The 25,905-nt window shown below is 62.8% G+C and carries 24 protein-coding genes; 16 read left to right on the top strand and 8 right to left on the bottom strand.

Annotated elements, in window-relative coordinates:
* Nucleotides 1-2: 2 nt before the first annotated feature.
* Nucleotides 3-1,256 carry a tyrosine--tRNA ligase gene (gene tyrS / locus O7A60_RS15745; RefSeq protein WP_337107084.1) on the bottom strand — a complete coding sequence of 418 codons (1,254 nt, stop codon included), beginning with the start codon at nucleotides 1,254-1,256 and terminating at the stop codon, nucleotides 3-5.
* 323 nt (nucleotides 1,257-1,579) lie between these two features.
* On the opposite strand from tyrS, the gene O7A60_RS15740 reads away from it, so the two are divergent.
* Genes O7A60_RS15740 through O7A60_RS15725 form a run of 4 tightly spaced genes read left to right on the top strand, consistent with a single transcriptional unit; the run spans nucleotide 1,580 to nucleotide 5,175 of the window.
* The gene (locus tag O7A60_RS15740) at nucleotides 1,580-2,314 is read left to right on the top strand and encodes a glycosyltransferase family 2 protein (protein ID WP_337107083.1); all 735 of its coding nucleotides are present in this window, start codon (nucleotides 1,580-1,582) and stop codon (nucleotides 2,312-2,314) included.
* Nucleotides 2,307-2,639 carry a lipid-A-disaccharide synthase N-terminal domain-containing protein gene (locus tag O7A60_RS15735; RefSeq protein ID WP_010909058.1) on the top strand — a complete coding sequence of 111 codons (333 nt, stop codon included), beginning with the start codon at nucleotides 2,307-2,309 and terminating at the stop codon, nucleotides 2,637-2,639. The genes O7A60_RS15740 and O7A60_RS15735 overlap by 8 nt, the downstream gene beginning before the upstream one ends.
* Before the next feature lie 39 nt (nucleotides 2,640-2,678).
* Nucleotides 2,679-4,328: an ArnT family glycosyltransferase gene (locus O7A60_RS15730; protein ID WP_337107082.1), complete on the top strand. Its 1,650-nt coding sequence runs from the start codon at nucleotides 2,679-2,681 to the stop codon at nucleotides 4,326-4,328.
* Between the two features lie 25 nt (nucleotides 4,329-4,353).
* Nucleotides 4,354-5,175: a phosphatase PAP2 family protein gene (locus tag O7A60_RS15725; protein WP_337107081.1), complete on the top strand. Its 822-nt coding sequence runs from the start codon at nucleotides 4,354-4,356 to the stop codon at nucleotides 5,173-5,175.
* A 93-nt stretch (nucleotides 5,176-5,268) separates the two neighbouring features.
* Here the strand turns inward: O7A60_RS15725 and O7A60_RS15720 are convergent, their stop codons facing one another.
* Nucleotides 5,269-5,943 carry an alpha/beta hydrolase gene (locus O7A60_RS15720; RefSeq protein ID WP_027028091.1) on the bottom strand — a complete coding sequence of 225 codons (675 nt, stop codon included), beginning with the start codon at nucleotides 5,941-5,943 and terminating at the stop codon, nucleotides 5,269-5,271.
* A gap of 254 nt (nucleotides 5,944-6,197) precedes the next feature.
* Between O7A60_RS15720 and O7A60_RS15715 the strand changes: the two genes are divergently transcribed.
* The 7 genes from O7A60_RS15715 to sufA all read left to right on the top strand — a co-directional run bounded on the left by O7A60_RS15715 (nucleotide 6,198) and on the right by sufA (nucleotide 13,315).
* A complete protein-coding gene (locus O7A60_RS15715) occupies nucleotides 6,198-7,358 on the top strand; it encodes a cysteine desulfurase family protein (RefSeq protein ID WP_337107080.1) in 1,161 nt (386 codons plus the stop codon).
* A gap of 215 nt (nucleotides 7,359-7,573) precedes the next feature.
* Nucleotides 7,574-9,091: a Fe-S cluster assembly protein SufB gene (gene sufB, locus O7A60_RS15710; RefSeq protein ID WP_027143655.1), complete on the top strand. Its 1,518-nt coding sequence runs from the start codon at nucleotides 7,574-7,576 to the stop codon at nucleotides 9,089-9,091.
* 30 nt (nucleotides 9,092-9,121) lie between these two features.
* Nucleotides 9,122-9,877 (top strand): Fe-S cluster assembly ATPase SufC, encoded by a 756-nt coding sequence (gene sufC / locus O7A60_RS15705; protein ID WP_337107079.1) that lies wholly within the window; start codon nucleotides 9,122-9,124, stop codon nucleotides 9,875-9,877.
* 39 nt (nucleotides 9,878-9,916) lie between these two features.
* Nucleotides 9,917-11,185 (top strand): Fe-S cluster assembly protein SufD, encoded by a 1,269-nt coding sequence (sufD, locus tag O7A60_RS15700; protein ID WP_337107078.1) that lies wholly within the window; start codon nucleotides 9,917-9,919, stop codon nucleotides 11,183-11,185.
* Between the two features lie 5 nt (nucleotides 11,186-11,190).
* A complete protein-coding gene (locus tag O7A60_RS15695; RefSeq protein WP_337107077.1) occupies nucleotides 11,191-12,432 on the top strand; it encodes a cysteine desulfurase in 1,242 nt (413 codons plus the stop codon).
* 5 nt (nucleotides 12,433-12,437) lie between these two features.
* Nucleotides 12,438-12,833 carry an SUF system Fe-S cluster assembly protein gene (locus tag O7A60_RS15690; protein ID WP_337107076.1) on the top strand — a complete coding sequence of 132 codons (396 nt, stop codon included), beginning with the start codon at nucleotides 12,438-12,440 and terminating at the stop codon, nucleotides 12,831-12,833.
* Nucleotides 12,834-12,934: 101 nt separating this feature from the next.
* A complete protein-coding gene (sufA, locus tag O7A60_RS15685; protein ID WP_027143660.1) occupies nucleotides 12,935-13,315 on the top strand; it encodes a Fe-S cluster assembly scaffold SufA in 381 nt (126 codons plus the stop codon).
* Between the two features lie 34 nt (nucleotides 13,316-13,349).
* On the opposite strand, the gene O7A60_RS15680 is transcribed toward sufA, so the two are convergent.
* A complete protein-coding gene (locus O7A60_RS15680; protein ID WP_337107075.1) occupies nucleotides 13,350-13,847 on the bottom strand; it encodes a GFA family protein in 498 nt (165 codons plus the stop codon).
* Nucleotides 13,848-13,937: 90 nt separating this feature from the next.
* Between O7A60_RS15680 and O7A60_RS15675 the strand changes: the two genes are divergently transcribed.
* Nucleotides 13,938-14,261 (top strand): TfoX/Sxy family protein, encoded by a 324-nt coding sequence (locus O7A60_RS15675; RefSeq protein WP_027143662.1) that lies wholly within the window; start codon nucleotides 13,938-13,940, stop codon nucleotides 14,259-14,261.
* A gap of 1 nt (nucleotide 14,262) precedes the next feature.
* On the opposite strand, the gene O7A60_RS15670 is transcribed toward O7A60_RS15675, so the two are convergent.
* Both O7A60_RS15670 and O7A60_RS15665 read right to left on the bottom strand, forming a co-directional pair.
* Nucleotides 14,263-15,180, bottom strand: coding sequence for a pseudouridine-5'-phosphate glycosidase (locus tag O7A60_RS15670; RefSeq protein WP_337107074.1), 918 nt, complete (start codon nucleotides 15,178-15,180; stop codon nucleotides 14,263-14,265).
* Between the two features lie 57 nt (nucleotides 15,181-15,237).
* Nucleotides 15,238-16,182: a carbohydrate kinase family protein gene (locus O7A60_RS15665; RefSeq protein WP_337107073.1), complete on the bottom strand. Its 945-nt coding sequence runs from the start codon at nucleotides 16,180-16,182 to the stop codon at nucleotides 15,238-15,240.
* Between the two features lie 301 nt (nucleotides 16,183-16,483).
* Between O7A60_RS15665 and recA the strand changes: the two genes are divergently transcribed.
* Together recA and alaS are read left to right on the top strand one after the other, a co-directional pair.
* On the top strand, nucleotides 16,484-17,584 hold the full coding sequence (gene recA, locus O7A60_RS15660) for a recombinase RecA (protein WP_337107072.1): 1,101 nt from the start codon (nucleotides 16,484-16,486) through the stop codon (nucleotides 17,582-17,584).
* Between the two features lie 271 nt (nucleotides 17,585-17,855).
* Nucleotides 17,856-20,522, top strand: coding sequence for an alanine--tRNA ligase (gene alaS / locus O7A60_RS15655; protein WP_337107071.1), 2,667 nt, complete (start codon nucleotides 17,856-17,858; stop codon nucleotides 20,520-20,522).
* A 64-nt stretch (nucleotides 20,523-20,586) separates the two neighbouring features.
* Here the strand turns inward: alaS and O7A60_RS15650 are convergent, their stop codons facing one another.
* The gene (locus O7A60_RS15650) at nucleotides 20,587-21,213 is read right to left on the bottom strand and encodes a glutathione S-transferase family protein (RefSeq protein WP_337107070.1); all 627 of its coding nucleotides are present in this window, start codon (nucleotides 21,211-21,213) and stop codon (nucleotides 20,587-20,589) included.
* A 79-nt stretch (nucleotides 21,214-21,292) separates the two neighbouring features.
* Nucleotides 21,293-22,504, bottom strand: a complete 1,212-nt coding sequence (locus tag O7A60_RS15645; protein WP_337107069.1) for an NADP-dependent isocitrate dehydrogenase — start codon at nucleotides 22,502-22,504, stop codon at nucleotides 21,293-21,295.
* Nucleotides 22,505-22,717: 213 nt separating this feature from the next.
* On the opposite strand from O7A60_RS15645, the gene O7A60_RS15640 reads away from it, so the two are divergent.
* Together O7A60_RS15640 and murI are read left to right on the top strand one after the other, a co-directional pair.
* The gene (locus tag O7A60_RS15640; RefSeq protein ID WP_337107068.1) at nucleotides 22,718-23,641 is read left to right on the top strand and encodes an RNA methyltransferase; all 924 of its coding nucleotides are present in this window, start codon (nucleotides 22,718-22,720) and stop codon (nucleotides 23,639-23,641) included.
* Nucleotides 23,634-24,503 carry a glutamate racemase gene (gene murI, locus O7A60_RS15635; protein ID WP_337107067.1) on the top strand — a complete coding sequence of 290 codons (870 nt, stop codon included), beginning with the start codon at nucleotides 23,634-23,636 and terminating at the stop codon, nucleotides 24,501-24,503. Before O7A60_RS15640 ends, murI begins: the two co-directional genes overlap by 8 nt.
* Here murI and O7A60_RS15630 read toward each other — a convergent pair.
* Entirely contained in the window at nucleotides 24,447-25,829 is a 1,383-nt protein-coding gene (locus tag O7A60_RS15630; RefSeq protein ID WP_337107066.1) for an RNB domain-containing ribonuclease, read from the bottom strand. The genes murI and O7A60_RS15630 overlap by 57 nt on opposite strands.
* Nucleotides 25,830-25,905: the final 76 nt, after the last annotated feature.

The raw sequence follows: 25,905 nt of genomic DNA, 5'->3' as shown, positions 1-25,905 counted from the left end.
ACTCAGGCCGGTCTCACCAGGATGTGTTTTTTCTTGCCCAATGAAAGCTTTACGACGTTTTCCGGACTCAAATCCTGAAGCGTGACCAGTCGACGGTCGTCGCTTACCGGCTGGTCGTTCAGGCGCACGGCGCCGCCCTGGATATGCCGCCGTGCCTCGCCATTGGATGAAGCCAACCCCGCGCTGACCAACAGCGACAGGATGCCGACGCCGGCTTCGAGCGCGGCCTTGTCCGTCTCGACGGTCGGCAACGTGTCGGCGAGCGCGCCTTCCTCGAAGGTCTTGCGCGCCGTCTCGCTGGCCTGTTCGGCGGCCGCGCGGCCATGCAGATGAGCGGTGATCTCGGTAGCGAGGATCTTCTTTGCCTCGTTGATCTCGGAACCGCCCAGCCGCTCGAGCCGTGCGACCTCTTCCAAAGGCAGCGTGGTGTAGAGTTTCAGGAACCGGGCAACGTCGGCATCCTCGGTGTTGCGCCAGTACTGCCAGAATTCGTAGGGGCTCAGCATCTCCGGATCGAGCCAGACCGCGCCCGAGGCCGACTTGCCCATCTTGGCGCCGGACGAGGTGGTGAGCAGCGGCGTGGTCAGTGCGTAGAGTTGCGCATCCTCCATGCGGCGGCCGAGATCGATGCCGTTGATGATGTTGCCCCATTGGTCGGAGCCGCCCATCTGCAGGCGGCAGCCGAGGCGCTTGTAGAGTTCGACGAAATCATAGGCCTGCAGGATCATGTAGTTGAATTCGAGGAACGACAGCGATTGCTCGCGATCAAGCCGCAATTTGACGGAATCGAAAGCAAGCATGCGGTTGACGGAAAAGTGCCGCCCGACATCGCGTAGGAAATTGACGTAGTTGATCTCCATCAGCCAGTCGGCATTGTTGATCATGACCGCGTCGTTCGGACCGCCGCCGAATTTGAGGTAGGGCATGAAGTTGCGGCGGATACCGGCGAGATTGGCGTCGATATCCGCAGGCGTCAAAAGCTTGCGCGCCTCGTCCTTGAAGGAGGGGTCGCCGATCATCGACGTGCCGCCGCCCATCAGCGCGATCGGCCGGTGGCCAGTCTGCTGCAGCCAATGCAGCATCATGATCTGGATCAGCGAGCCGGCATGCAGGCTCTTGGCCGTGGCGTCGAAGCCGATATAGGCCGTCACCGTTTCCTTGGCGAAAATAGTGTCGAGACCGGCATCATCCGAGGTCTGGTGGATGAAACCGCGCTCGCTCATCGTGCGCAGGAAATCGGATTTGAAGGCAGGCATGTTTTCTTTCCCGAAGCGTACGCCGCGGTCCGTGGCGGGCATATGTGAACGCGCGCGTTTAGCACCCAAGCGCGATCAGCAAAAGTGGATTCCGGTTTTGCGCCGGATCGCGCGCCAACCAAGAGTTGGCGATCAGCAAAAGTGGATTCCGGTTTTGCGGCCGCGCGGATGGTGCCAGCGGCGGTCCGGCCGCAATGCTTGCTTCATCGTTTCGGCTGGCGTAATGAGGCGCCGCGCCACAAGGTTCTAACAGTCCACGACCTCAAGCGGCACCGCACGGCATCCATAAAATGCCATATCCGACGACAGAGCCCCGACGCGACATGCCGGACGCATTGATATCCATTGTCATTCCTTGCAGGAACGAGGCGGCAAACCTGCCACTGCTGATCGACGAGATCGAGGCGGCGATGGCCGGCCGCGACTTCGAGTTGATCATCGTCAATGACGGCTCGACCGACGAGACGGCTGCCGTGCTCGCCGAACAGGCGGCGCGACGCCCGTTTCCGCTGCGCGAATTGCGGCATCGGAAGTCCGCCGGCCAGAGCCTTTCGGTGCGTTCGGGCGCCTGGGCGGCGCGCGGCGGCATCGTCGCGACCATCGACGGCGACGGCCAGAACGATCCGCAGTACATTCCGGTGCTGGTCGATGCGCTGCGCCAGGCCGGGCCCGATTTCGGCGCCGCGCAAGGGCAGCGCCTCAAGCGCCGCGACAGCAAGGTCAAACAATTGGCGTCGCGTTTCGCCAACTGGCTGCGAAACGCCATCCTGCATGACGAGACGCGCGACACCGGCTGTGGCCTGAAGGCGGTTCATACCGATGTCCTGCGCAAACTGCCGTTCTTCGACGGCACCCATCGCTTCGTTCCGGCCCTGGTCATCCAGGAGGGGTATCGCGTCGTGCATTGCGACGTCGTCGACCGCTCGCGCCGGCACGGCAAATCGAATTACGGCATTTTCGATCGCGGCCTGCAGGGTGTGCTCGATCTCTGCGGTGTCTGGTGGTTGCGCCGCAGGCGCCGCAGAATGCCAAAAATAGAGGAAATCAAGCGTGTTTAATGTGCTTCAGGAATTGGGAACCTGGCTTCATCAGGTTTTCATCAAGCAGTTCGATGCGTGGATCCTGCTCGGCTTCGTCGCCCAGTTCTTCTTCACCATGCGCTTCGTCGTGCAGTGGCTCGCCTCGGAAAAGGCCAAGCGCAGCGTCGTGCCGGTGGCCTTCTGGTTCTTCTCCCTGTTCGGCGGTGGCCTGCTTCTGATTTATGCCATCCAGCGCCAGGATCCGGTGTTCATCGCCGGGCAGGCCATGGGCATGTTCATCTATATCAGAAATCTCTGGCTGATCGCCAATGAGCGCAAGGCGGCGATGACCAAGGTCGATTGAGCAACCGCCCAAAAAGAAATGATCGGAGAGACGCAAAAAATGGCGTTGAACAGGAACTACATCTTCCTCTTCCTGTTCAGCCTGGTGATGACGGCTTCAGGCTTGGCATCCATGCCGCCGGTCGACCGTGACGAGCCCCGCTTCGTCCAGGCCTCCAAGCAGATGGTCGAGAGCGGCGACTATGTCGACATCCGCTTCCAGGAGACCTCGCGCTACCAGAAGCCGATCGGCATCTACTGGCTGCAATCGGCGGCCGTGGCGCTGAGCGGGCAGGGTGCCGAGGCACCGATCTGGGTCTATCGCACCGTTTCGGCACTTGGCATTGCCCTTGCCGTGCTGGCGATCGCCTGGACTGGGACCAATCTTTTCGGTGCCAATGCCGGCCTCGCGGCCGGCCTGGTGATGGCCGCGATCTTCGCCACGGCTTTCGAGGGCCGCGACGCCAAGACCGATGCGATGCTGCTGGCCTGCTGCGTTGCGGCGCAAGGCGCGCTGGCGCAGATTTATCTCGCATCGCGCCGCAAGGAAGCGGTCGCCGGCCATCTCTGGTGGATCTTCTGGATCGCGCAAGGCGCCGCGATCCTGATCAAGGGACCGATCGCGCCGCTGCTGTCGGCGCTGACCATCGCCGTGCTGTTTGCCTTCGAGCGCGACGGGCGTTGGCTGTCGAAGCTCAGGGTTGGGCGCGGCCTGCTACTCGTCTTGGTGATTGCTCTGCCCTGGCTCGCCGCGATCACCTGGAAGAGCCACGGTGCTTTCCTGCAGCAGGCGGTCGGCAAGGACATGCTCGGCAAGGTCGCGTCGGGCGCGGAATCGCACGGCCTGCCGCCCGGCTTCTACATGCTGACCTATTCGCTGTTCATGTGGCCGTTCGGCCTGATCGCGGTAGGTGCTGGCCTGCAGGCCCTTAACCGCATGCGCGACGATGTCAGGCTGCGCTTCTGCCTCGCCTGGTACATTCCGTTCTGGCTCGTCTTCGAACTCATTCCCACCAAGCTGCCGCATTATGTCCTGCCCGCCTATCCCGGCATGGCGCTGCTGATCGGCTGGCTGCTGACATTGCAGCCGCAGGATGCCAATGCGCCGCTCAGGCGCTGGCAGCAATGGTTGTGGTGGTCGACCGCATTCGGTCTTGTCGTGGTCAGCCTGGGCCTGGCGGCGGTCTGCATCGGAGCGCCGATCTACCTTACGCACACTTTTTCCTGGTGGAGCATTCCGGCGGCCGCGGCCGCACTCGGCGCGGGCTATTTCGCGTTTTCGCGGCAGTTGCAGGTGCCGCTGCCCCGCATCGGTGCCACCGCCGCCTGTGCGGGCATCGCCTACGCCTTGCTGTTCGGCGTCATCGCCCCGTCCCTGAAGCCGATCTGGCTGAGCCCGGCAATCAGGGACACGGTGCGCGCCAACAAACCTTGCGACACGACCGTGCTGGCCTCGGCGCGTTATCAGGAGCCGAGCCTGGTGTTCCTGGTCGGCACGAAAACGGTGCTGACCGATGTCGGGGGCGTGGCGGAACATCTGCTCGCCGATCCCGCTTGCTCCTTGGGCCTGGTGCCGATCGGCGACGAGCAGAAATTGAATGGCATGCTGTCCGCGCAAGGCAAGTCGGCGAACCGCCTCGCCGAAGTCGACGGTCTCAACTATTCGTCGGGAGACAAACTGTCGCTCGGTCTCTACCGTATAGTGCAATGACTTCTATGATGGAGTCGAGTTCCCAATGCTCGTGAAATCGCGCCCTCGAGTTTCCAGATCGCTCCTCGGGATAGGACGCCGATCCCTCGGCAATTTTCGCGACACCCTGCAGATCGCAAGACGGCGCCTTGCCGTTCGCCCCGCTCGCTATCCCAACATCTCATGGTGGGCGTGGGGTCTGGTCTGGGTCTTTCTGACGGCCGCGGTCTTTGTCCGTCTCGATACGCCGGCAGGAGTGGCACATGGCCAATGGTCGGCGGGCGCGGCCAGGCTTGCCGAGTTCTTCACGCAGTTCGGACTGGGCGGCTGGTATCTCATCCCGTCCTCGCTGCTGCTTGTCGCGGCCAATCTGACGGATTGGCGAAGCCTTTCGCGGCGCGCGCTGATGCTGGTCTACAGTTGGACCTGCCTGGCTTTCCTGGTGCTGAGCGCCGTTGGCCTGTCCGGCCTAACGGTCAATGTCCTCAAATATGCCATTGGCAGGGCTCGCCCGCTCTATTTTCCGGATTTCGGCGTCCTTGCGCTGCACCCTTTTGCCTTCGACGCGCGCTTTGCCGGCTTTCCGTCCGGCCATGCCACGACGATGGGCGCCGTGTTCGGCATCCTGCTGCTTTTGTTTCCGCGGCGTTGGTACATCGCCTTGGTGGTCACGGCCTGCATCGCCTCGACCAGGGTCTTCGTCGGCGCGCACTACCCGAGCGACACCGTTGCCGGCTTCGGCCTCGGCTGCGCCTTCGCGGTGGCGTGCGGACTGGTCTTTGCCAGGCTCGGCTTCATCTTCAGGCCGGCACCGTCAGGATTGCCGGTCCGCAAGCCATCGTTCCGGCTTGTTGCCACGGCAAAATAGGTCGCTGCCGCCGTCCGCACCGCGGCGGCCTTATGTGGAGGAGGCGGGCCTTGCCCGCCCGCTCATGGCCCGGGGATACGGATCGCCTGTGTCTTAACGCAGCCGCTTCGGCCGCGGATCGGACAATTCACCGGCCAGCCGGCGATCGAGATAGTCGGCGCATTCCTCGATCAGCACATCGGCGTCGTTGGCGAAGAAATGGTTGGCGCCGGGCAGGGTCTTCTGCGTGATGGTGATGCCCTTTTGCGTGTGCAGCTTGTCGACCAGGCCTTGCACATCCTTCGGTGGCGCTACCTTGTCGGCATCGCCGTGAATGATCAGGCCCGAGGACGGGCAGGGCGCCAGGAAGGAGAAATCATAGGTGTTGGGCTGCGGCGCGATCGAGATGAAGCCCTCGATTTCGGGCCGGCGCATCAGGAGCTGCATGCCGATCCACGAACCGAAGGAATAGCCGGCCACCCAGCAGCTCTTGGAATCCGGATGCAGCGACTGCACCCAGTCGAGTGCGGCCGCCGCGTCCGACAACTCGCCGGTGCCGTGGTCAAACTCGCCCTGGCTGCGGCCGATGCCGCGGAAATTGAAGCGCAGCGTGGTGAAATCGCGCTTCTGGAACATGTAGAAGAGGTCATAGACGATCTTGTTGTTCATCGTACCGCCGAACTGCGGGTGCGGATGCAACACGATGGCAATCGGCGCGCTCTTTTCCTTCGAGGGCTGGTAGCGTCCCTCCAGGCGGCCGGCCGGACCGGTAAAAATGACCTCAGGCATGAAATACTCCACGTGACATATACAAATGCGCGGCGCCCGGAACTCTTGCTCTGGCCCCGCTTCCACAGACCTTGACGCAGGGCGGGCGTCTTCCTAGAAGCTAGTTTAGAATTGTTCAAAACTGGGTGGCCGAAACGCAATCGCCCGGTCGCACTCGCCGCAAGCCGCGTAAATAGGACGGCTTGCCTTGGAATTTCAAGGAAATAACGCCATACGTCGGCGGAATGGCTTTTGACGGGAAGAACTGGACGAAAATGGCCGCGATACGCGCCTATCTCGACTATAATGCCAGTGCGCCGCTGCTTTCAGCGGCGCGCGAGGCCATGGTCGCGGCGATTGACGCAGCCAACCCCTCGTCGGTCCATGCCGAGGGGCGTGCCGCGCGCAGGCTGATCGACAATGCCAGGCGCGACGTGGCGGCACTGGTCAACGGCAAGGCCGAACATGTCGTCTTCACCTCGGGTGCGACCGAGGCCGCCTCGACGCTGCTGACGCCGGACTGGCAGATGGGGCGCGGCGCCATTCGCATGAGCCGGCTCTACGTGTGCGAGGCCGACCATCCATGCCTGCTGAATGGCGGACGCTTTCCGGCAAAGCTGGTGACGCGGATCGGTGTCGGCGCTGATGGCATCGTCAGTCTCGACGCCTTGACGGCTGCGCTCGGCGGTCACGATAGGGCCGATGGCTTGCCGTTGGTCGCGATCCACGCCGCCAACAACGAAACCGGCGTCATCCAGCCGATCGACCGCATGGCGGAGATCGTCGGGGCGGCGGGCGGCATTCTTGTCGTCGACGCCGTTCAGGCCGCGGGCCGCGTTTCCATCGATATGTCGGCTGGATATGCCGACTATGTGATTCTGTCCTCGCACAAGATCGGCGGCCCCAAGGGCGCCGGCGCCATCGTTGCCGCTGCCGACCTGATGATGCCGAAGCCGCTGATCAATGGCGGCGGCCAGGAAAAGGGCCACCGTGGCGGCACCGAGAACTTGCCCGGCATCGCCGGTTTTGGCGCCGCCGCGCGCGAAGCGCTGGCCGGGCTGAAGGCCATCGGTGCCGTGCGTCGGCGTCGCGATGAGCTCGAAACGTCAATCAAGACGCTGGTGCCGGACGTGGAAATCTTCGGAGCCGGCGCGCCAAGGCTTGCCAACACGACATTCTTCGCTATTCCCGGCGTCAAAGCCGAAACCGCCCAGATCGCCTTTGATCTAGGGGGCGTGGCGCTTTCCGCCGGTTCCGCGTGCTCGTCGGGCAAGGTCGGGCCGAGCCACGTGCTGAAGGCCATGGGACACGGCGACAGCCTTGGTGCCTTGCGCGTATCGGTCGGTGCCGCGACCGCCGACGAGGATATCGAACTGTTCCGCACCGCGCTGGCAAGCATTGCCGCGCGTCGGGCGGGTAGAGAGAAGGCCGCGTAGCGGTTGGAGCATCGGACCGGGAAATCCGATGCTTGAGAAAAAGGATCAGGCTTCGGCCTGGTAGAGCCGTGCGTTTCATGCTGGCCGGGTGAATTTCCGGTCGAGGCGCACTATATGAAACTTACGCTGCCGCGGACGCTGCTCGGGCGTTCATTCGGCGGTGCCATAGTTTGAAAACTGTCGGGCCTTGACCCCGGCGTGGATGGAGAACGCATATGCCTGCTGTGCAGGACACGATCGATCGGGTCCGAAAGATCGACGTCGACCAATACAAATACGGATTCCAGACCGAGATCGCTGTCGACAAGGCTCCCAAGGGCCTGAGCGAAGACATCATCCGCTTCATTTCGGCCAAGAAGGACGAGCCGTCCTGGATGCTGGAATGGCGCCTCGAAGCCTATCGCCGCTGGCTGACGCTCGAAGAGCCGACCTGGGCGCGCGTCAACTATCCCAAGATCGATTTCCAGGACATCTACTATTACGCGGCGCCCAAGAGCACGCCCGGACCGACTTCGCTCAGCGACGTCGATCCCGAGATCTTGAAAGTCTACGAGAAGCTCGGCATTCCGTTGAAGGAGCAGGAAATCCTCGCCGGCGTGCAGAAGACCGACGCCTCGGAGCTTGAGGAAGTCAGCGACAATGTCTACAAATCGGGCCGCGTCGCAGTCGACGCGGTGTTCGATTCCGTGTCTGTCGTCACCACCTTCAAGAAGGAGCTGGCGCAGGCCGGCGTCATCTTCTGCTCGATCTCCGAAGCGATCCGCGAGCATCCAGAACTGGTCAAGAAATATCTCGGCTCGGTCGTGCCGACCTCCGACAATTTTTACGCCACGCTGAATTCGGCCGTGTTCACCGACGGCTCGTTCGTCTTCGTGCCCAAGGGCGTGCGCTGCCCGATGGAGCTGTCGACCTATTTCCGTATGAACGAGAAGAACACCGGCCAGTTCGAGCGCACGCTGATCATCGCCGAGGAGGGGGCCTACGTCTCCTATCTCGAGGGCTGCACGGCGCCGCAGCGCGACGAGAACCAGTTGCATGCCGCCGTGGTCGAACTGGTCGCGCTCGACGATGCCGAGATCAAATATTCGACGGTGCAGAACTGGTACCCCGGCGATGCCGAGGGCAAGGGCGGCATCTACAACTTCGTCACCAAGCGCGGCGACTGCCGTGGCCATCGTTCGAAGATCTCGTGGACGCAGGTCGAGACCGGCTCGGCGATCACCTGGAAATATCCGAGTTGCATCCTGCGCGGCGACGATTCCTCGGGCGAGTTCTATTCGATCGCCGTGTCGAACGGCTACCAGCAGGTCGATAGCGGCACCAAGATGATCCATCTCGGCAAGAACACGTCGAGCCGCATCATCTCCAAGGGTATAGCCGCCGGCTTTTCGCAGAACACCTATCGCGGCCAGGTTTCGGCGCACCGCAAGGCGACCAACGCCCGCAACTTCACCAATTGCGACTCGCTGCTGATCGGCGACCAGTGCGGCGCGCACACCGTGCCTTACATGGAAGCCAAGAACTCGACGGCGCAGTTCGAGCACGAAGCGACGACGTCGAAAATATCAGAGGACCAGAAGTTCTACGTCATGCAGCGCGGCATCCCGGAAGAGGAAGCCATCGCGCTGATCGTGAACGGCTTCGTCAAGGATGTCATCCAGCAGCTGCCGATGGAGTTTGCCGTAGAGGCGCAGAAGCTGATCGGCATCTCGCTGGAAGGCTCGGTGGGCTGACCGGCCCGGATAAATATTCAGGAAACAAAAATGCTTGAGATCAAGAACCTGCACGCCCGCATCGTCGATGACGGCACCGAGATCATTCGGGGCTTGAACCTGACGGTGAAAGCCGGCGAGGTCGCCGCGATCATGGGACCGAACGGGTCGGGCAAATCGACGCTCTCCTACATCCTCGCCGGCCGCGAGGACTATGAGGTGACCGAGGGCGACATCCTCTACAACGGCCAGTCGATCCTCGAAATGGATCCGGCCGAACGCGCCACTTCCGGCATCTTCCTCGCCTTCCAATATCCGATGGAAATACCGGGCGTGGCGACCATGGAATTCCTCAAGGTGGCTATGAACGAGCAGCGCAAGGCGCGCGGCGAGGAACCGCTGAAGATTCCGGAATTCCTGAAGCGGGTGAAGGAAGCCGCCGCCTCGCTCAACATGGACATGGCGATGCTGAAGCGGCCACTCAATGTCGGCTTCTCCGGCGGCGAGAAGAAGCGCGCCGAGATCCTGCAGATGAAGCTGCTGGAGCCGAAACTGTGCGTGCTCGACGAGACCGATTCCGGCCTCGACATCGATGCGCTGAAGATTGTCTCGGATGGCGTCAACGCACTGCGCTCGCCGGACAGGGCGTTCCTGGTTATCACCCACTACCAGCGCCTGCTCGAACACATCGTGCCTGATAGCGTGCATGTGCTCTACAGGGGCCAGGTCATCAAGTCGGGCGACAAGTCGCTGGCGCTCGATCTTGAAGCGAACGGCTATGCCGGCGTCATCGGGCAAGCCGCGTAACGTGCCAAGTCATTTTGTTCCAAAAGACAGGCGAGACTGATGAATATGCACACACAACCGCAGCGGACACCGGCCGAGACAGCGTTGATCGACGCCTTCGGCGAACGGCTGTCGCTTTTGCCGGGAGACGGCGCGGTGATGCTGAAGCGCGACGACGCCATAGAAGCGGTCAAGCACGGCCTGCCGACGCGGCGCATCGAATCCTGGCACTATACCGACCTGCGCCGGCTGTTGAGTGCGGTGCCGGACTTCGATCCGGCCGCCGCCGCCAAAGCCATCGCGCCAATCGTCGACGGTTCGACGGTTCTGACCCTGTTGAACGGGGTATCAAGCGCCAAGGCGCCGGTCGTCGACGGCGTCAGCGTCCAGCGTCTGTCCGAAAAGCTGACCGACGGCAGCATCGCGCCGGGGCTTGATCCCTATGGCAGCGACGACGCCATCGGCGCGCTGAACACGGCCTTCGTTGCCGACGGCTATTTTGTCGATATCACCGATGGTGCCGAATTGGAAAAGCCGATCGAGCTGCAGAACCTGCAGGCCGGTGGCCAGACCCATGTGCGCCTGCCGGTGCGGGTTGGCACCGGCGCCAAGGCGGTCATCGTCGAGCGTCAAGCCGGCGAGGGCGCGGCGCTGACGAGCTCGGTCAGCCAGCTCGTGCTTGGCGAGGGCGCCGAGGTGACCTGGCTGATCGTCCAGGAGCAGCCGGATACGGCGACACATCTGGCGCAGTTCAAGGCCCATATCGGCAAGGATGCCAAACTGACGCTGTTCGTCATGAACGCCGGCGGCAGGCTGGTGCGCCAGGAAATCATGGTCAAGACGACGGGCGAAGGCGCCGACTTCAAGCTGCGCGGCATCAATCTTCTGGCCGGCGACACCCATACCGACGTCACCATGGTGCTCGACCATGCCGTGCCGCATACGACATCGACCGAAGTCATCCGCAATGTGGTGACCGGCAAGGCGCGGGGCGTGTTCCAGGGCCGCATCAATGTCCATCAATATGCGCAGAAGACCAACGCCAAGATGGCCTGCAACACGCTGCTTTTGTCGGACGATGGCGAGTTCTCGACCAAGCCGGAGCTCGAGATCTTTGCCGACGACGTCGTCTGCGGCCATGGCGCGACGGTCACCGAGATCGACCACGACCATTTGTTCTACCTGATGGCGCGCGGCGTCGACGAAAAGAGCGCGCGGGGGTTGCTCGTCAAGGCGTTCGTCGCCGAGGTGATCGAGGAACTGGATGACGAAACGATCGTCGAGGCGCTGGAAGCGCGGCTCGATGAGTGGTTCGTGACGCACGGCTAAATGTGATGGACCAGAAGATCGAAACCACCCCCTACGACGTCGAGACGATCCGCCGTGACTTTCCGATTCTGTCGCGCGAAGTCTATGGCAAGCCGCTCGTCTATCTCGACAACGGCGCCTCGGCGCAGAAGCCGCAGGTGGTGCTGGATACCATCGAGCACGCCTACAGCCAGGAATACGCCAACGTTCATCGCGGCCTGCATTTCCTCTCCAATGCCGCCACCGACGCCTATGAGAAGGCGCGAGAAACGGTGCGCCGTTTCCTCAACGCGCCAAGCACCGACAACATCGTCTTCACCTCGAACACGACCTCGGCCATCAACACCGTTGCTTATGGCTATGGCATGCCCAATATCGGCGAGGGCGACGAGATCGTGCTGTCGATCATGGAGCACCATTCCAACATCGTGCCGTGGCATTTCATCCGCGAACGCCAGGGCGCCAAGCTGGTCTGGGTCCCGGTCGACGACCTCGGTGTCTTCCACATCGAGGAATTCGAAAAACGCCTGACCGGCCGCACCAAGCTCGTCGCCATCACGCAGATGTCGAATGCACTGGGTACGGTGACGCCAATCAAGGAGATTGTCCGGATCGCTCACGCCCGCGGCATTCCCGTGCTTGTCGACGGCAGCCAGAGCGCAGTGCACATGCCCATCGACGTGCAGGATCTCGATTGCGATTTCTTCGTCTTTACCGGCCACAAGGTCTACGGCCCTTCGGGCATCGGCGTGCTCTACGGCAAGAAGGATAGTCTCGCCGGAATGCGGCCCTTCATGGGCGGCGGCGAGATGATCGAGGAGGTGACGGAAGATATCGTCACCTACAACGACCCGCCGCATCGCTTCGAGGCCGGCACGCCGCCAATCGTCCAGGCCATCGGACTGGGTGCCGCGCTCGACTACATGGACACCGTCGGGCGTGAGCGCATCGCGGCACACGAGGAAGACCTCAAGAATTATGCCCATGAGCGCCTGCGCGCCATCAATTCGCTGCGCATCTTCGGTGATGCGCCTGGCAAGGGCGCCATCATCTCCTTCGAACTAAGAGGTATTCATGCCCATGACGTCTCGATGGTGATAGACAGGCAAGGCGTGGCTGTCCGCGCGGGCACCCATTGCGCCCAGCCGCTGTTGAAACGCTTTGGCGTAACCTCCACATGCAGGGCATCGTTCGGCATGTATAATACCAGGGCCGAAGTCGACGCTTTGGCCGAGGCGCTTGAAAAAGCGCGCAAGTTTTTCGGGTGACGACCATGGAAGATGTGAGCACCACCACCACCGATGCTACGCCGGAAACCGCCGGCAACAGCGTCGTTTCCGCTTCGGCCATCCCGGCTGATGAACTGGCGCGGCTGACCGATGACATCGTCTCGGCGCTGAAGACGGTCTACGACCCGGAAATTCCGGCCGATATTTACGAGCTCGGCCTCGTCTACAAGATCGACGTCGAGGACGACCGCTCGGTCAAGATCGACATGACGCTGACCGCGCCCGGCTGTCCGGTGGCCGGCGAAATGCCTGGCTGGGTCGAGAATGCCGTCGGCGCTGTCGAAGGCGTGTCCGGGGTCGAGGTCAACATGACTTTCGACCCGCCCTGGACGCCCGACCGCATGTCGGAAGAGGCGCAGGTCGCGGTGGGCTGGTACTAGCACCGAGCCCAGTACACTTGCGCCAGTGGTAAAACTTCACCATTTTAGGTGAGGAATCATTCGGCAGGCCTTGAACCTGCATGGAATGGAGAAGGAAAAACATGGGACGCTTTGCCGTCATCACGATGACCGAAAAGGCCGCCGACCGGGTGCGCGAGATCGTCGCCACGCGCGATAACGCGCATGGCATTCGCCTCGGCATCAAGAAGGGCGGCTGCGCCGGCATGGAATACACGGTCGATCTGGTGACCGAGCCGAACGCCAAGGACGACCACATCGAACGCGACGGCGCCCATGTCTACGTCGCGCCCGAGGCCGCCCTTTTCCTGTTCGGCACAGAGATGGATTTCGAGCAGACGACGCTGCGCACCGGCTTCACCTTCCGCAACCCGAACCAGAGCTCGGCCTGCGGCTGCGGCGAATCGGTCGAATTGAAGCCGGCCGATCTGAAAGCCTTGGCCGAGGCGCGCGCTTCGGCCTGAGCATTTCCTTCGCCCGTAAACGGGGTGAAGAAAGCTAATCCACCCACATGCCTGTCCGCTTGTGCCAGTCGGCGATCGATTCCTCGGGATAGACGTCGAACACCTTGTCCTTAGGCCCAACATCGGGTTCGACCCAGTTCGCCTTGTATTTCAGCATCAGATGCACTTTTTCGGGCGGCTTCGGCAGGTCGCTGTCGATCGCCGAGGCGAAGGGATGCACCAGTTCTGGCCACGTCGGGTCGTAGAGCCACAGCGCTGACCCGCATTTGCGGCAAAAATTGCGCTCGCCGGTCGAGACCTCGCAGTTGGGATGCTCGTCGTCCTCGATCTCGGCGCGATAGACGCCAAGGTTTCTCTTGCCCCTGATGTTCAGCGTTCCGTAGTCGGCGCCGAGATTGATGGCGAAACCGCCGCCGCCCTGCTGCTTGCGGCAGATCGAGCAGTAGCACAGCATGAACGGCACGGGCGTGTGGCTTTCCACTTCGAAACGCACGGCGTTGCAGCGACAGGACCCCTTGAGCAGCACAGGCATGGCAAAATCTCCGACACGATAGTCTCAACCTGTCAGCATGATTTTGGTTGCGGCGATGACAAGGCCAAATGCCGGTGACATGATCGCCGCATGGACAATGAACGCATCGCCGAACTGTTCGAGGGCCTCGGTCCGGTCAGCATCCGAAAACTGTTCGGCGGCAAGGGCATCTATTTCGACGGCGTCATCGTCGCCATTGTCCTGCGTGGCGAATTGCTGCTGAAAGCCGACGAGCAAAGCGCACCGGATTTCGAAGCCGCGGGCTGCCGGCAGTGGACCTACACCGGCACGCGCCACGGCAAGCTGGTGGCAATGCCCTACTGGAGCATTCCCGACAGCGCTTTTGACGATCCGGACGAAATGACGGTCTGGGCACGCCGCGCCTATGAGGCAGGGCGGCGCGCCGGCAAGTGACCTACAAGGCCTTGGCGATCTCAGCCGCCAGCCTTGCATTGTTCTCGACCAGCGCGATGTTGGTCTTCAGGCTGCGGCCGCCGGTGAGTTCGAGGATTTTTCCCAGCAGGAACGGTGTCACCGCTTTGCCGGTGACGTTGAGGTCTTCGGCCGCTTTCTGCGCGGCTTCGATGTAGCCCGCCATTTCTTCAGCGGGGATTTCGTGGTTTTCCGGCACCGGATTGGCAATCAGCAAGCCGCCGCCCAAACCCAGAGCCAGGCGCGTCTGATAGAAATGCGCGATGTCATCCGGCTTGTGCAGCGTCAATGGCGCCCGGAACGGCGACTGCCGCGACCAGAAGGCCGGCATCGTCTCGCAGCCATGGCCGATAACGGGCACGCCGCGCGTCTCCAGCACTTCCAGCGTCTTTTCGATGTCGAGGATCGCCTTGGCGCCGGCCGAGACGACGATGACCGGCGTGCGCGCCAGTTCATCGAGGTCGGCCGAGATGTCGAAACTCTTTTCCGCGCCCTTGTGCACGCCGCCGATGCCGCCGGTGGCGAATACCTTTATCCCGACCATGTCAGCCGCGATCATGGTCGCCGCGACCGTGGTGCCCCCGGTGCGGCCTTGCGCGACGGCGAAGCCGAAATCGGCGCGCGACAGCTTCATGGCGCCACCCGTCATCGCCAGCGATTCGCGCTCGCCGTCGGAGAGGCCGATCTTGATGCGGCCGCCAATCACGGCGATCGTCGCCGGCACCGCGCCGCCGTCAGCGATGATCTTTTCGACATTGGCCGCCATGGCGCCATTGTCGGGATAGGGCATGCCATGGGTGATGATGGTGCTTTCGAGCGCCACCACCGGACGCCCGGCGGCCAGGGCTTGCGCCACCGGTGCGTGGATATCGACGAAAGGGCGGGCGGTTTCTGGCGTCATCTCTGATCTCCAATCCGGAGTGCGGCGCATCCACTGCGCTCTATGAATTTGCCGGTCTCATGCCACTTCCCTGGCATCCGGCACAAGGGCCAGCGCCGCCGCGAAGCTCGCCGCGGTGAATTCGGGCACCGCGTTGGCGCTTTCGATGGCCAGGATTGCCGCCGCGACGCCTTCGCGCAGGGCCTGGCGCAACGGCAGGCCGCGCAGCAGCGCCGCGACCGTCGCGCCCGCCAGCGCGTCGCCGGCGCCGGTGACATCGGCGACTTTTCTGGGGGCAGGTGGCACGATCGAGAAGGCGCCCGTACCGTCGAAACCCAGCACAGGGCCGCTGCCTGCCGTGACCACGCCGCTACCAAGGCCGCTGCTCCGCAACCCGTCGATCATTTCCCGCTCGCCGGCACTTGCGTTGACGCCGGCCAGCACAGCGGCCTCCCGTCGGTTCATGAAGAGTTGGGCCAGCCCGCCGAGCACCGGTATCAGCCGCGTCACCTTGGCCGGGGAAATCGCGATGGCGAAAACCGGTTTACCGGCGGCGAGCGACAGCAACCCCTCCAGTGCGGCCGACGGCAGGTTGGCGTCGCACAGGATGGCATCCGCGGCGGCCACTTCCTGGCGTATCTTGGAACGCCTGATCTGCTTGGGAAAAGCCAGGTCGTACAATGCCATGTCGGCAAAGCCGACGATCAATTCGCCCTCGCGATCGATCAGCGCTGTGTAGCTCGGCGTGGCACGATCGAGGAACACCGCCGAAAGATCGGCGATGCCTGCCTCGGCGATGGCCCGTGAAACCGTATCGGCTGACGCATCGCCACCGCGCACCGAAAGCAGCGATGCGCAGAGGCCGCGCCGCACCATGCTGCGCAACGCATTGAAGACGCCACCGCCGACATCCTCGCGCATCGTGCCGGGATTGGAGGCGGCCGGCACATAGGGGCCGGACACCTGGCCACGCCGGTCGATATGGGCACCGCCCACGGCCAGTATCTTCAAGGAATCCACCATGGCGGCGATATGACCTTTGTTGTCGGGACCGCACAAGCGCTAGAGTGCGCGACAGAGCTTCGCATGCAGGATGGCGATTCGGCCGGGCGATACGATCGAGCCGTCTGGCCCAATGCGCGGCCTGTTCCTGCCCGGGCGGAGCCTGTTCTGCCCGGGTTTGCGAGACAAAAAAAGAACAAATCAGGATATCGCTTGTTTTTCAATTGGTTGTCACCCCTTGCCAAATGAGAACAAAAAAGGTACAAAATGACAAGGATTACGGATTGTCCGGCCTTCATTGACGACCAAGGGGTGATGTATCATGGCTCAGAATTCTTTGCGGCTGGTAGAGGATAAGGCAGTGGACAAATCAAAGGCTCTGGATGCGGCGCTGTCGCAAATCGAGCGGGCTTTCGGCAAGGGCTCGATCATGCGGCTCGGCGCCAACGAGCAGGTCGTCGAGATCGAAACGGTGCCGACCGGGTCGCTCGGCCTCGACATCGCGCTCGGCGTCGGCGGTCTGCCGCGCGGCCGTATCATCGAGATCTACGGGCCGGAAAGCTCGGGCAAGACGACGCTGGCCCTGCATACCGTGGCCGAAGCCCAGAAGAAGGGCGGCATCTGCGCCTTCGTCGATGCCGAGCACGCGCTCGATCCGGTCTACGCCCGCAAGCTCGGCGTCGATCTTGAAAACCTGCTGATCTCGCAGCCCGACACCGGCGAGCAGGCGCTGGAAATTTGCGATACGCTGGTGCGTTCCGGCGCCATCGACGTGCTGGTGGTCGATTCGGTGGCGGCGCTGACGCCGCGCGCCGAAATCGAGGGCGAGATGGGCGATTCGCTGCCCGGCCTGCAAGCCCGCCTGATGAGCCAGGCGCTGCGCAAGCTGACCGCCTCGATCTCACGCTCCAACACCATGGTCATCTTCATCAACCAGATCCGCATGAAGATCGGCGTCATGTTCGGTTCGCCCGAGACGACGACCGGCGGCAACGCGCTGAAATTCTACGCCTCGGTACGTCTCGACATCCGCCGCATCGGCTCGGTCAAGGATCGCGACGAGGTGGTCGGCAACCAGACCCGCGTCAAGGTGGTCAAGAACAAGCTGGCGCCGCCCTTCAAGGTGGTCGAGTTCGACATCATGTATGGCGAGGGCGTCTCCAAGACTGGCGAACTGGTCGATCTCGGCGTCAAGGCCGGTGTGGTCGAGAAGTCGGGCGCCTGGTTCTCCTATAATTCGCAGCGTCTCGGCCAGGGCCGCGAAAACGCCAAACTGTTCCTGCGCGACAATCCCGACACCGCGCACGAGATCGAACTGGCGCTCAGGCAGAATGCCGGGTTGATCGCCGAAAAATTCCTCGAAAACGGTGGCTCAGAGGGCAATGGCGACGATGGTTTTGAGGACGAAGCCGGCGCGATGTAGGGCAGCGCCAGAGTTTGGCCATAAATCCAGCCTATTATCCGATGCTTAAGTAACAGAGTTCTGTAGTACCGCGTTCCAAACCGCCGGCCTTCGCGCCGGCGGTTTTCGTTTGCGTGCCTGCGCAAGTGCCGGTGCAAAGCGCGAATTGGCCCAATTCCGTGTTTCTGGACAGGGTCAAGAGCTACGGCTAAAAGGCCAACTCCATCTTCTAGAAAACACAGAGCCATCTCCCGCCGGTCCGGCCGGCGGCTCTCTTGAAAAGGCAGTATCCATGAGTGGCGTGAACGAGATCCGGTCGACATTTCTCGACTATTTCCGCAAGGAGGGCCACGAGGTCGTGGCCTCGAGCCCGCTCGTGCCGCGCAACGATCCGACGTTGATGTTCACCAATGCCGGCATGGTGCAGTTCAAGAACGTCTTCACCGGTTTGGAGAAGCGCCCCTATTCGCGTGCCACCACGGCCCAGAAAAGCGTTCGCGCCGGCGGCAAGCACAACGATCTCGACAATGTCGGCTATACCGCGCGCCACCTGACTTTTTTCGAGATGCTCGGCAATTTCTCCTTCGGCGATTATTTCAAGGAGCGCGCCATCGAGCTTGCCTGGAACCTCATCACCAAGGAATTCGGGCTGAAGAAGGACAAGCTGCTGGTCACCGTCTACCACACCGACGATGAGGCGGCCGGTTTCTGGAAGAAGATCGCCGGTTTCTCCGACGATCGCATCATCCGCATCCCGACCTCGGACAATTTCTGGGCGATGGGCGATACCGGACCCTGCGGCCCGTGCTCGGAAATCTTCATCGACCGTGGTGAGCACATCTGGGGCGGCCCTCCCGGCAGTCCGGAGGAGGATGGCGACCGGTTCCTTGAATTCTGGAACCTGGTGTTCATGCAGTATGAGCAGGTGACGAAGGAGGAGCGCGTCGACCTGCCGCGCCCGTCGATCGATACCGGCATGGGCCTGGAGCGCATGGCATCCATCCTGCAGGGGGTGGAGAGCATCTTCGAGACCGACCTGTTCCGTCATTTGATCGATGCTGCGTCCTCCGCGCTTGGGCGCGTGCCCGATGCGGAAACGGTTGCCTCCTACCGCGTCATTGCCGATCACCTGCGCTCGTCCTCCTTCCTGGTCGCCGACGGCGTGCTGCCGTCGAACGAAGGCCGCGGCTATGTACTGCGTCGCATCATGCGCCGCGCCATGCGCCATGCGCAGCTGCTCGGCGCCCGCGATCCGTTGATGTGGAAGCTGGTGCCGGCGCTGGTGCGCGAGATGGGCCAGGCCTATCCGGAACTGGTGCGCGGCGAAACGATGATTACCGAGACCTTGAAACTGGAGGAGACACGGTTCCGCAAGACGCTGGTGCGCGGCCTCGGGCTGCTCTCCGAGGCGACGGAGAAGCTCGGCGCCGGCGATATGCTGGATGGCGAGACGGCATTCAAGCTCTACGACACCTATGGCTTCCCGCTCGACTTGACGCAGGACGCGCTGCGCCAGCGCAGCATTTCGGTCGATCTTGCCGGCTTCACCAATGCGATGGAGCAGCAGAAGGCGGAGGCGCGCAAGCACTGGGCCGGGTCCGGCGAGGCCGCCACCGAGACGGTTTGGTTCTCCGTGCGCGAAAAAACCGGCGCCACCGAATTCCTCGGCTACGAAACCGAGCAGGCTGAGGGCCTCATCCAGGCGCTGGTCAAGGACGGCAAGACCGTTGACAGCGCCGCCAAGGGCGATGCGATCGCCGTGGTCGTCAACCAGACGCCGTTCTATGGCGAATCCGGCGGCCAGATGGGCGACACCGGCGTAATCTCGGGTGAGGGGTTCTCGATCGAGATTTCCGATACGCAGAAGAAGGCCGATGGTCTGTTTGTGCATCTCGGCAAGGTGATCGCAGGCACAGTCAAGACGGGTGCCGCGGTCGAACTGAAGGTTGATCATGCCCGGCGTTCCAGGCTGCGCGCCAACCATTCCGCGACGCATCTGATCCATGAGGCGCTGCGCGAGGTGCTGGGCACCCATGTCGCTCAAAAAGGCTCGCTGGTCGCGCCCGAGCGCCTGCGTTTCGATATCTCGCACAACAAGCCGATCTCTCCGCAGGAGCTCGAGGAGGTCGAGCGCATGGCCAACGAGATCGTCGTCCAAAACAGCCCGGTGACCACGCGCCTGATGTCGGTCGACGACGCCATTGCTGAGGGCGCGATGGCGCTGTTCGGCGAGAAGTATGGTGACGAGGTGCGCGTCGTCTCGATGGGCACGGGCGTTCATGGCGCCAAGGCCAACCGGCCTTATTCGGTCGAGCTTTGCGGCGGCACGCATGTCAGGGCGACCGGCGATATCGGCTTGGTACGCATCGTTTCGGACGGCGCGGTCGCCGCAGGCGTGCGCCGCATCGAGGCGCTGACAGGCGAAGCCGCGCGAAAACATCTCGACGAGCAGGACAGGCGGCTGAAGGCGGCCGCCGCCACGCTGAAGATCTCGCCGGCGGATGTGCCAGCGCGCGTCGAAGCGCTGCTCGAAGAGCGCAAGAAGCTCGAGAAGGACCTGGCCGAAGCGCGCAAGAAGCTGGCGCTGGGCGGCGGGTCGCCTGCCGATGCGCCGGCCGCCAACGAGATCGTCGCTGGCGTCGGCTTCCTCGGCAAGGCGGTTTCCGGCGTCTCGCCGAAGGATTTGAAGCCGCTGGCCGACGCCGGCAAGACTTCGTTGGGCTCTGGCGTCGTCGTGTTCGTTGGCGCTGGCGAGGACAACAAGGCGAGCGTCGTGGTCGCCGTCACCGATGATCTCGTCAACCGCTTCAGCGCCGTCGACTTGGTGCGCGTCGCCTCCGCCGCATTGGGCGGGCAGGGCGGCGGCGGCCGTCCCGACATGGCCCAGGCCGGCGGACCGGACGCGTCGAAAGCCAACGATGCGATCGCGGCGGTAAGGGCGGCTCTCGAGGCGGCGTAAGCGTCGGATTGGACTTATTACGACGGTTGGGAGGGGCGCTGCCCCGCAGCCATCTCAATCCTTGTCAACTAACCTTGTCGGTGCGCGCAAAGCTTGCACGCAGCGAGACACGAGCATACCAGTCCCGGATACCCGCAAACCGCGCCAGCAAGTCGCGCCCCTCGATCACCTTGACGAAATAGCCGATCATCGGCGCCGCATGCAGGTCGGCCAACGTCAGCTGGTCGCCAAGCAGCCATGGCCCTTGTGCCCTCAGCGACGTCAGCACCCCGAGCACTGTTTCGGCTTGCCGCAGCCCGTCGGCGATCAGCGCCTCGTCGGGCGCTTCTTTTTCCAGCCGCTCGACAGCGACGTCCCAGACCATCGCCCGATAGGCATAGGCATCGAGCATGCCGATGATCTGGCCCATCCTGGCGCGGCCGCGCGCATCGGCAGGCTGCAACGCCGGCCCATCGAAGGCCTCGTCGACATAGCGAGCGATCGCGCTGGTCTCGAACAGGCGGAACTCGGCGTGCTGGAAGGCCGGAATGCGGCCGAACGGATGGTGTTCGAGATACCAAGCCGGGACCCCCTCGGAGGCGAAGATGTCGAGCGGCACCAGCTCGCAGTCGATGCCTTTCTCCGCCAGCGCCATCCGCGTGATGCGCACATACACACTGTACTCCGCGCCGTAGAGGATTGGCCTTGTCAAGCTGTCAGCCCTTTGCTTTCGCCGGCCCTAAAAACCGAAGGCTTCTTTCGGAACCTTCGGCATTTGGAACTGCGGGTACCTACGCCATCGCCTTCTGCAAATTCTCGTCGATCTTGTCGAGGAAGCCGGTGGTCGACAACCAAGGCTGGTCGGGACCAATCAAAAGCGACAGGTCCTTGGTCATATAACCGCTCTCGACGGTCTGGATGCAGACCTTTTCCAGGGTCTCGGAAAAACGCTTCAGTTCGGCGTTGTCGTCGAGCTTGGCGCGGTGCGCCAGGCCCCGTGTCCAGGCGAAGATCGAGGCGATCGAATTGGTCGAGGTTTCCTCGCCCTTCTGATGCTGGCGATAATGGCGGGTGACAGTGCCGTGCGCGGCTTCGGCTTCGACGGTCTTGCCATCCGGCGTCATCAGCACCGAGGTCATCAGGCCGAGCGACCCAAAGCCTTGAGCCACCGTGTCGGACTGGACGTCGCCGTCATAGTTCTTGCAGGCCCAGACATAGCCGCCCGACCATTTCAGGCTCGACGCCACCATGTCGTCGATCAGGCGGTGCTCGTACCACAGCTTCTTCGACTTGAACTCGGCCTCGAATTCAGCCTCGTAGACCTCCTGGAATATGTCCTTGAAGCGGCCGTCATAGGCCTTGAGGATGGTGTTCTTGGTCGACAGGTAGACCGGATAATTGCGCAGCAGGCCGTAGTTCAGCGACGCGCGGGCAAATTCGCGGATCGACTCGTCTAGATTGTACATGGCCATGGCGACACCGGCGCCGGGCGCATCGTACACGTCATGCTCGATCACTTGGCCATCCTCGCCGACGAATTTGATCGTCAGCTTGCCCTTGCCGGGAAAGCGGAAATCGGTGGCGCGATACTGGTCGCCGAAGGCGTGACGGCCGACGATGATCGGCTTGGTCCAGCCGGGTACCAGGCGCGGCACGTTCTTCATGATGATCGGCTCGCGGAAGATGGTGCCGCCCAAAATGTTGCGGATGGTGCCGTTGGGCGATTTCCACATCTTCTTCAGCTTGAATTCCTCGACGCGCTGCTCGTCGGGGGTGATGGTCGCGCATTTCACGCCGACGCCGTATTTCTTGATGGCGTTGGCCGAATCGATCGTCACCTGGTCGTTGGTGGCGTCGCGGTGCTCGATGCCGAGGTCGTAATATTCAAGCTTGAGGTCGAGATAAGGGTGGATCAGCTTGTCCTTGATGAACTGCCAGATGATGCGGGTCATCTCGTCGCCGTCGAGTTCGACGACCGGGTTCGCCACCTTGATCTTCGCCATGGAAAGAATGCCTCGTTGCTGGGAATGGGACGGCCTTGCCCGCGTGGCGTTGGCCGGGGATGCCGCCCGTATATCAAAGCGCTTTTGGCCACGCAAACGACGATCGGTCACGAATGCGAGGCCGTGACCCCTGCCATTTGCGAATGCTTCATTTTCCCGGTCGAATATGGCAGGGGACGCTGAAATGCCGCAAACAGCAGTTCATTGACAATCATGCCCATTACCAAAGATTCCACTAAACCCGCAGCCGCCGGCCCGGCGATCATTCTGGTCGAGCCGCAGCTTGGCGAGAACATCGGCATGGTCGCCCGCGCCATGGCCAATTTCGGACTTTCGGAGCTGCGCCTGGTCAACCCGCGCGACGGCTGGCCGAGCGAGAAGGCGCGCGCCGCCGCTAGCCGTGCTGACCACGTCATCGACGCCGTCAGGGTTTTTGACGACCTGGCCTCGGCGCTCGCCGACCTGAACTTCGTCTTCGCCACCACCGCCAGGCAGCGCGACGGCTTCAAATCCGTGCGCGGCCCGGTGGAAGCAGGCAGGATGCTGCGTGCCCGCTACGAAATGGGACAACGCACCGGCATCCTGTTCGGACGCGAACGCTTCGGTCTTTACAATGACGAGGTTGGCCTCGCCGACGAGATCGTCACTTTCCCGGTCGATCCCGACTTCTCCTCGCTCAACATCGCCCAGGCGGCCTTGCTGATGTCCTATGAGTGGATGAAGTCGGGCCTGGAGGACGAGACCAGCACCAACTTTACGGGGCCTGAGATGAAGCCTGCAAGCAAGGAAGAATTGCACGGCCTGTTCGCCTATCTGGAAGGCGCGTTGGAAGCGCGCGGCTATTTCCGGCCGGCGCCGAAGAAGCCGAAAATGGTCGACAATCTGCGCGCCGTGCTGACGCGCGCCGGCTTCGCCGAACCGGAGCTCAAGGTGTTGCGCGGCATCATCTCGTCACTAGACCGGTTCTCACCGGCGATGCCGCGCGGCGATGGCTCGCCGGGCGATGATCCGAGGCGTTTGCCCGCGGCCGCCGCGCGCGCCCGCAAGGCGGAGGCTGCTGGCCGGGTGGTGCCGGACGCCAACGGCGACGACGCGGACACGCCGCCGCTCGGCGGCAAGGGAACCGACAATGACTGACCAGCCGATCCTGATGTTCGATTCCGGCGTCGGCGGGCTCACCGTGTTGCGCGAGGCGCGCGTGCTGATGCCCGACCGGCGCTTCATCTATGTCGCCGACGATGCCGCTTTTCCCTTTGGCGCCTGGGAAGAGCCGGCGCTGCGGACCCATATACTGGAGCTGTTCGCCAGACTGCTCGACCGCTTTGCGCCGGCCCTTTCGGTCATCGCCTGCAACACCGCCTCGACGCTGGTGATCGATGCGCTGCGCGATACCTTTCCTTGCCATCCCTTCGTCGGCACGGTGCCTGCGGTCAAGCCGGCGGCCGAGCGCACGCGCTCGGGCCTGGTCTCGGTGTTGGCGACCCCGGGCACGGTAAAGCGCCAGTACACGCGCGACCTGATCGCCAAATGGGCGCAGAAATGCCATGTCCGCCTGGTCGGCAGCGACCGGCTGGCGGGTCTGTCCGAAGCCTACATGCGCGAGGGCTTCGTCGACGAGGAGGCCGTGCGCGCCGAGATCGCGCCATGCTTCATCGAGCGTGACGGCATGCGCACCGATATCGTTGTGCTGGCCTGCACGCACTATCCCTTTCTGGTCAATCGCATGCGCAAGACCGCGCCCTGGCCGGTCGACTGGATCGATCCGGCCGAGGCGATCGCACGGCGCGTCCTTTCGCTGCTGCCGCCTATCGATGGGGCGCTGCCGCAAGGCGAGCCCGATATCGCGGTCTTCACCTCGGGCAAGGCGGACTTCGCCGTCAGCCGCCTTATGCAGGGCTTTGGGCTGACCGTGCACTTAGACAGTGGCGGAGATGCCCGCCACTCAAACAGGTTCGAAGACGATGCTGCGTTGATCCGGATCGGCCAGGACCAGCCTTAGCGTCAGACCGTCGCCCTGTCTTAGGCCGGAGGCCTTTACGGTGGCGACGACAGGCATGTCGGCAAGCTGAACGCGCACGCCATGGTCGACGAAGTCGGTGACGACGGCTTTGAAAATCTCCCCCTCGCGTCCCCTGAGCATTATTGCCTCGGCAAGGTCGATGGCTGCGTGGTTGATCTGCGAAGCGCGGCTATCCGCACGTCCCATAGCTTTCGGCAATCTGGCGAATGCGTCGGTGACAGCCTGGGGCACGGGCTGGCCGTTGGCGATAGCCAGCGCGCAGCGCACGACATAGCGATCGGCAAGCCGTCGGAGTGGTGCCGTTGCATGAGCATAGGTCGCAGCCATAGCCTCATGCCATGGGACGACGCCGTCGTGATAGGGTTGATAAGACGCGCCGGGGCTTGCATGGCGGATTTCCAGCATCAGTGCTGCTTGTCGCGGATCGGTCGGATCGAGGGTTCGCTGATAGTCTCGCAAACCGGTGGAGGCCGGCCAGGACAGTCCGAGAGCCTGTGCCGCGTTGCGCAATCTTTGAACCTTGAAAGCATCCGGCCCTGACATCACCCGGAACAAGCCGGTGTGGTGCGCAAGCATGGCATCGGCAATCGCCATGTTGGCGGCCAGCGAAAGTGCTGCGTTGTCCTGCTCGGATTGCAGCAGCGGTCTGAACGAAAGCCGGTATGTGCCATCGGCAAGCCTTTCCACCTCCTGCTCGGGTGGGTCGACGCGGGAAGCCCCGCGACGCTGTTCGTTCATTGCCATGCGCAATGCCATTTCGGCAAAGCCGGCCGGAACGTCGGAAGCCTTCACGCTGTCGTAGGCGAGCTTGGCGCGGCTTTGAATGATTGCCCGCTCCGCACCGTCCAACTTCGTTGCACCGTCCTGCGCAATCCGGACCGTGAAGATAACAGCTGGACGGGGTCCATCCGGCAACAGGCTTGCCGCACCCTCGGCAATCACCGGCGGGTAGAGTCCGGCCTTGCCGTCCGGCAAGTAAAATGTCTCGCCCCGCGTCCAGGCTTCGAGATCCACCGCGTCGCCGTCCTCGACGAACCAGGCCACGTCGGCAATGGCATAATGCAGCAGAAGATCACCACCGCTCGCCTCGATCGAGAACGCCTGATCGAGATCGGTGGAGGCAGCCGGATCGAGCGTGACGAAGGGCATCGCCCTTCGATCGGCATGCTGGTCGGGCACGCGTTTGGCCGCCGCCTCCGCCGCGGCAACTACGTCAGCCGGAAATCCGTCCGGCACGTGTAATTCGGTGCGGATTTTCGCCAGGCCGGTGGAGAGAGCCTGTGAGGGATCGGTCAGGGATTTCATTCAGCCGTCCTACACTGGGGTTCCGGACACGGGAAGGTACCAACGAAAATCGCCAAGGCCGGCCACCGGCTGGCAC

The organism is Mesorhizobium salmacidum (SeqCode) (assembly GCF_037179605.1).
Taxonomy (GTDB): domain Bacteria; phylum Pseudomonadota; class Alphaproteobacteria; order Rhizobiales; family Rhizobiaceae; genus Mesorhizobium; species Mesorhizobium salmacidum.
The sequence above is the reverse complement of the archived record's forward strand: the minus strand, read 5'-3'. Positions and strand labels throughout refer to the sequence as shown.

Bases quoted from the DNA above. Each gene is read 5' to 3' on its own strand.
- O7A60_RS15690 (WP_337107076.1), top strand. From the start codon at position 12,438: ATGGAAGATGTGAGCACCACCACCACCGATGCTACGCCGGAAACCGCC.
- sufB (WP_027143655.1), top strand. From the start codon at position 7,574: ATGCCTGCTGTGCAGGACACGATCGATCGGGTCCGAAAGATCGACGTC.
- alaS (WP_337107071.1), top strand. From the start codon at position 17,856: ATGAGTGGCGTGAACGAGATCCGGTCGACATTTCTCGACTATTTCCGC.
- O7A60_RS15675 (WP_027143662.1), top strand. From the start codon at position 13,938: ATGGACAATGAACGCATCGCCGAACTGTTCGAGGGCCTCGGTCCGGTC.
- tyrS (WP_337107084.1), bottom strand. From the start codon at position 1,256: ATGCCTGCCTTCAAATCCGATTTCCTGCGCACGATGAGCGAGCGCGGT.
- O7A60_RS15680 (WP_337107075.1), bottom strand. From the start codon at position 13,847: ATGCCTGTGCTGCTCAAGGGGTCCTGTCGCTGCAACGCCGTGCGTTTC.
- sufC (WP_337107079.1), top strand. From the start codon at position 9,122: ATGCTTGAGATCAAGAACCTGCACGCCCGCATCGTCGATGACGGCACC.
- murI (WP_337107067.1), top strand. From the start codon at position 23,634: ATGACTGACCAGCCGATCCTGATGTTCGATTCCGGCGTCGGCGGGCTC.
- O7A60_RS15695 (WP_337107077.1), top strand. From the start codon at position 11,191: ATGGACCAGAAGATCGAAACCACCCCCTACGACGTCGAGACGATCCGC.
- O7A60_RS15645 (WP_337107069.1), bottom strand. From the start codon at position 22,504: ATGGCGAAGATCAAGGTGGCGAACCCGGTCGTCGAACTCGACGGCGAC.
- O7A60_RS15640 (WP_337107068.1), top strand. From the start codon at position 22,718: ATGCCCATTACCAAAGATTCCACTAAACCCGCAGCCGCCGGCCCGGCG.
- O7A60_RS15730 (WP_337107082.1), top strand. From the start codon at position 2,679: ATGGCGTTGAACAGGAACTACATCTTCCTCTTCCTGTTCAGCCTGGTG.
- O7A60_RS15665 (WP_337107073.1), bottom strand. From the start codon at position 16,182: ATGGTGGATTCCTTGAAGATACTGGCCGTGGGCGGTGCCCATATCGAC.
- recA (WP_337107072.1), top strand. From the start codon at position 16,484: ATGGCTCAGAATTCTTTGCGGCTGGTAGAGGATAAGGCAGTGGACAAA.
- O7A60_RS15670 (WP_337107074.1), bottom strand. From the start codon at position 15,180: ATGACGCCAGAAACCGCCCGCCCTTTCGTCGATATCCACGCACCGGTG.
- O7A60_RS15720 (WP_027028091.1), bottom strand. From the start codon at position 5,943: ATGCCTGAGGTCATTTTTACCGGTCCGGCCGGCCGCCTGGAGGGACGC.
- O7A60_RS15630 (WP_337107066.1), bottom strand. From the start codon at position 25,829: ATGAAATCCCTGACCGATCCCTCACAGGCTCTCTCCACCGGCCTGGCG.
- sufD (WP_337107078.1), top strand. From the start codon at position 9,917: ATGAATATGCACACACAACCGCAGCGGACACCGGCCGAGACAGCGTTG.
- O7A60_RS15740 (WP_337107083.1), top strand. From the start codon at position 1,580: ATGCCGGACGCATTGATATCCATTGTCATTCCTTGCAGGAACGAGGCG.
- sufA (WP_027143660.1), top strand. From the start codon at position 12,935: ATGGGACGCTTTGCCGTCATCACGATGACCGAAAAGGCCGCCGACCGG.
- O7A60_RS15725 (WP_337107081.1), top strand. From the start codon at position 4,354: ATGCTCGTGAAATCGCGCCCTCGAGTTTCCAGATCGCTCCTCGGGATA.
- O7A60_RS15715 (WP_337107080.1), top strand. From the start codon at position 6,198: ATGGCCGCGATACGCGCCTATCTCGACTATAATGCCAGTGCGCCGCTG.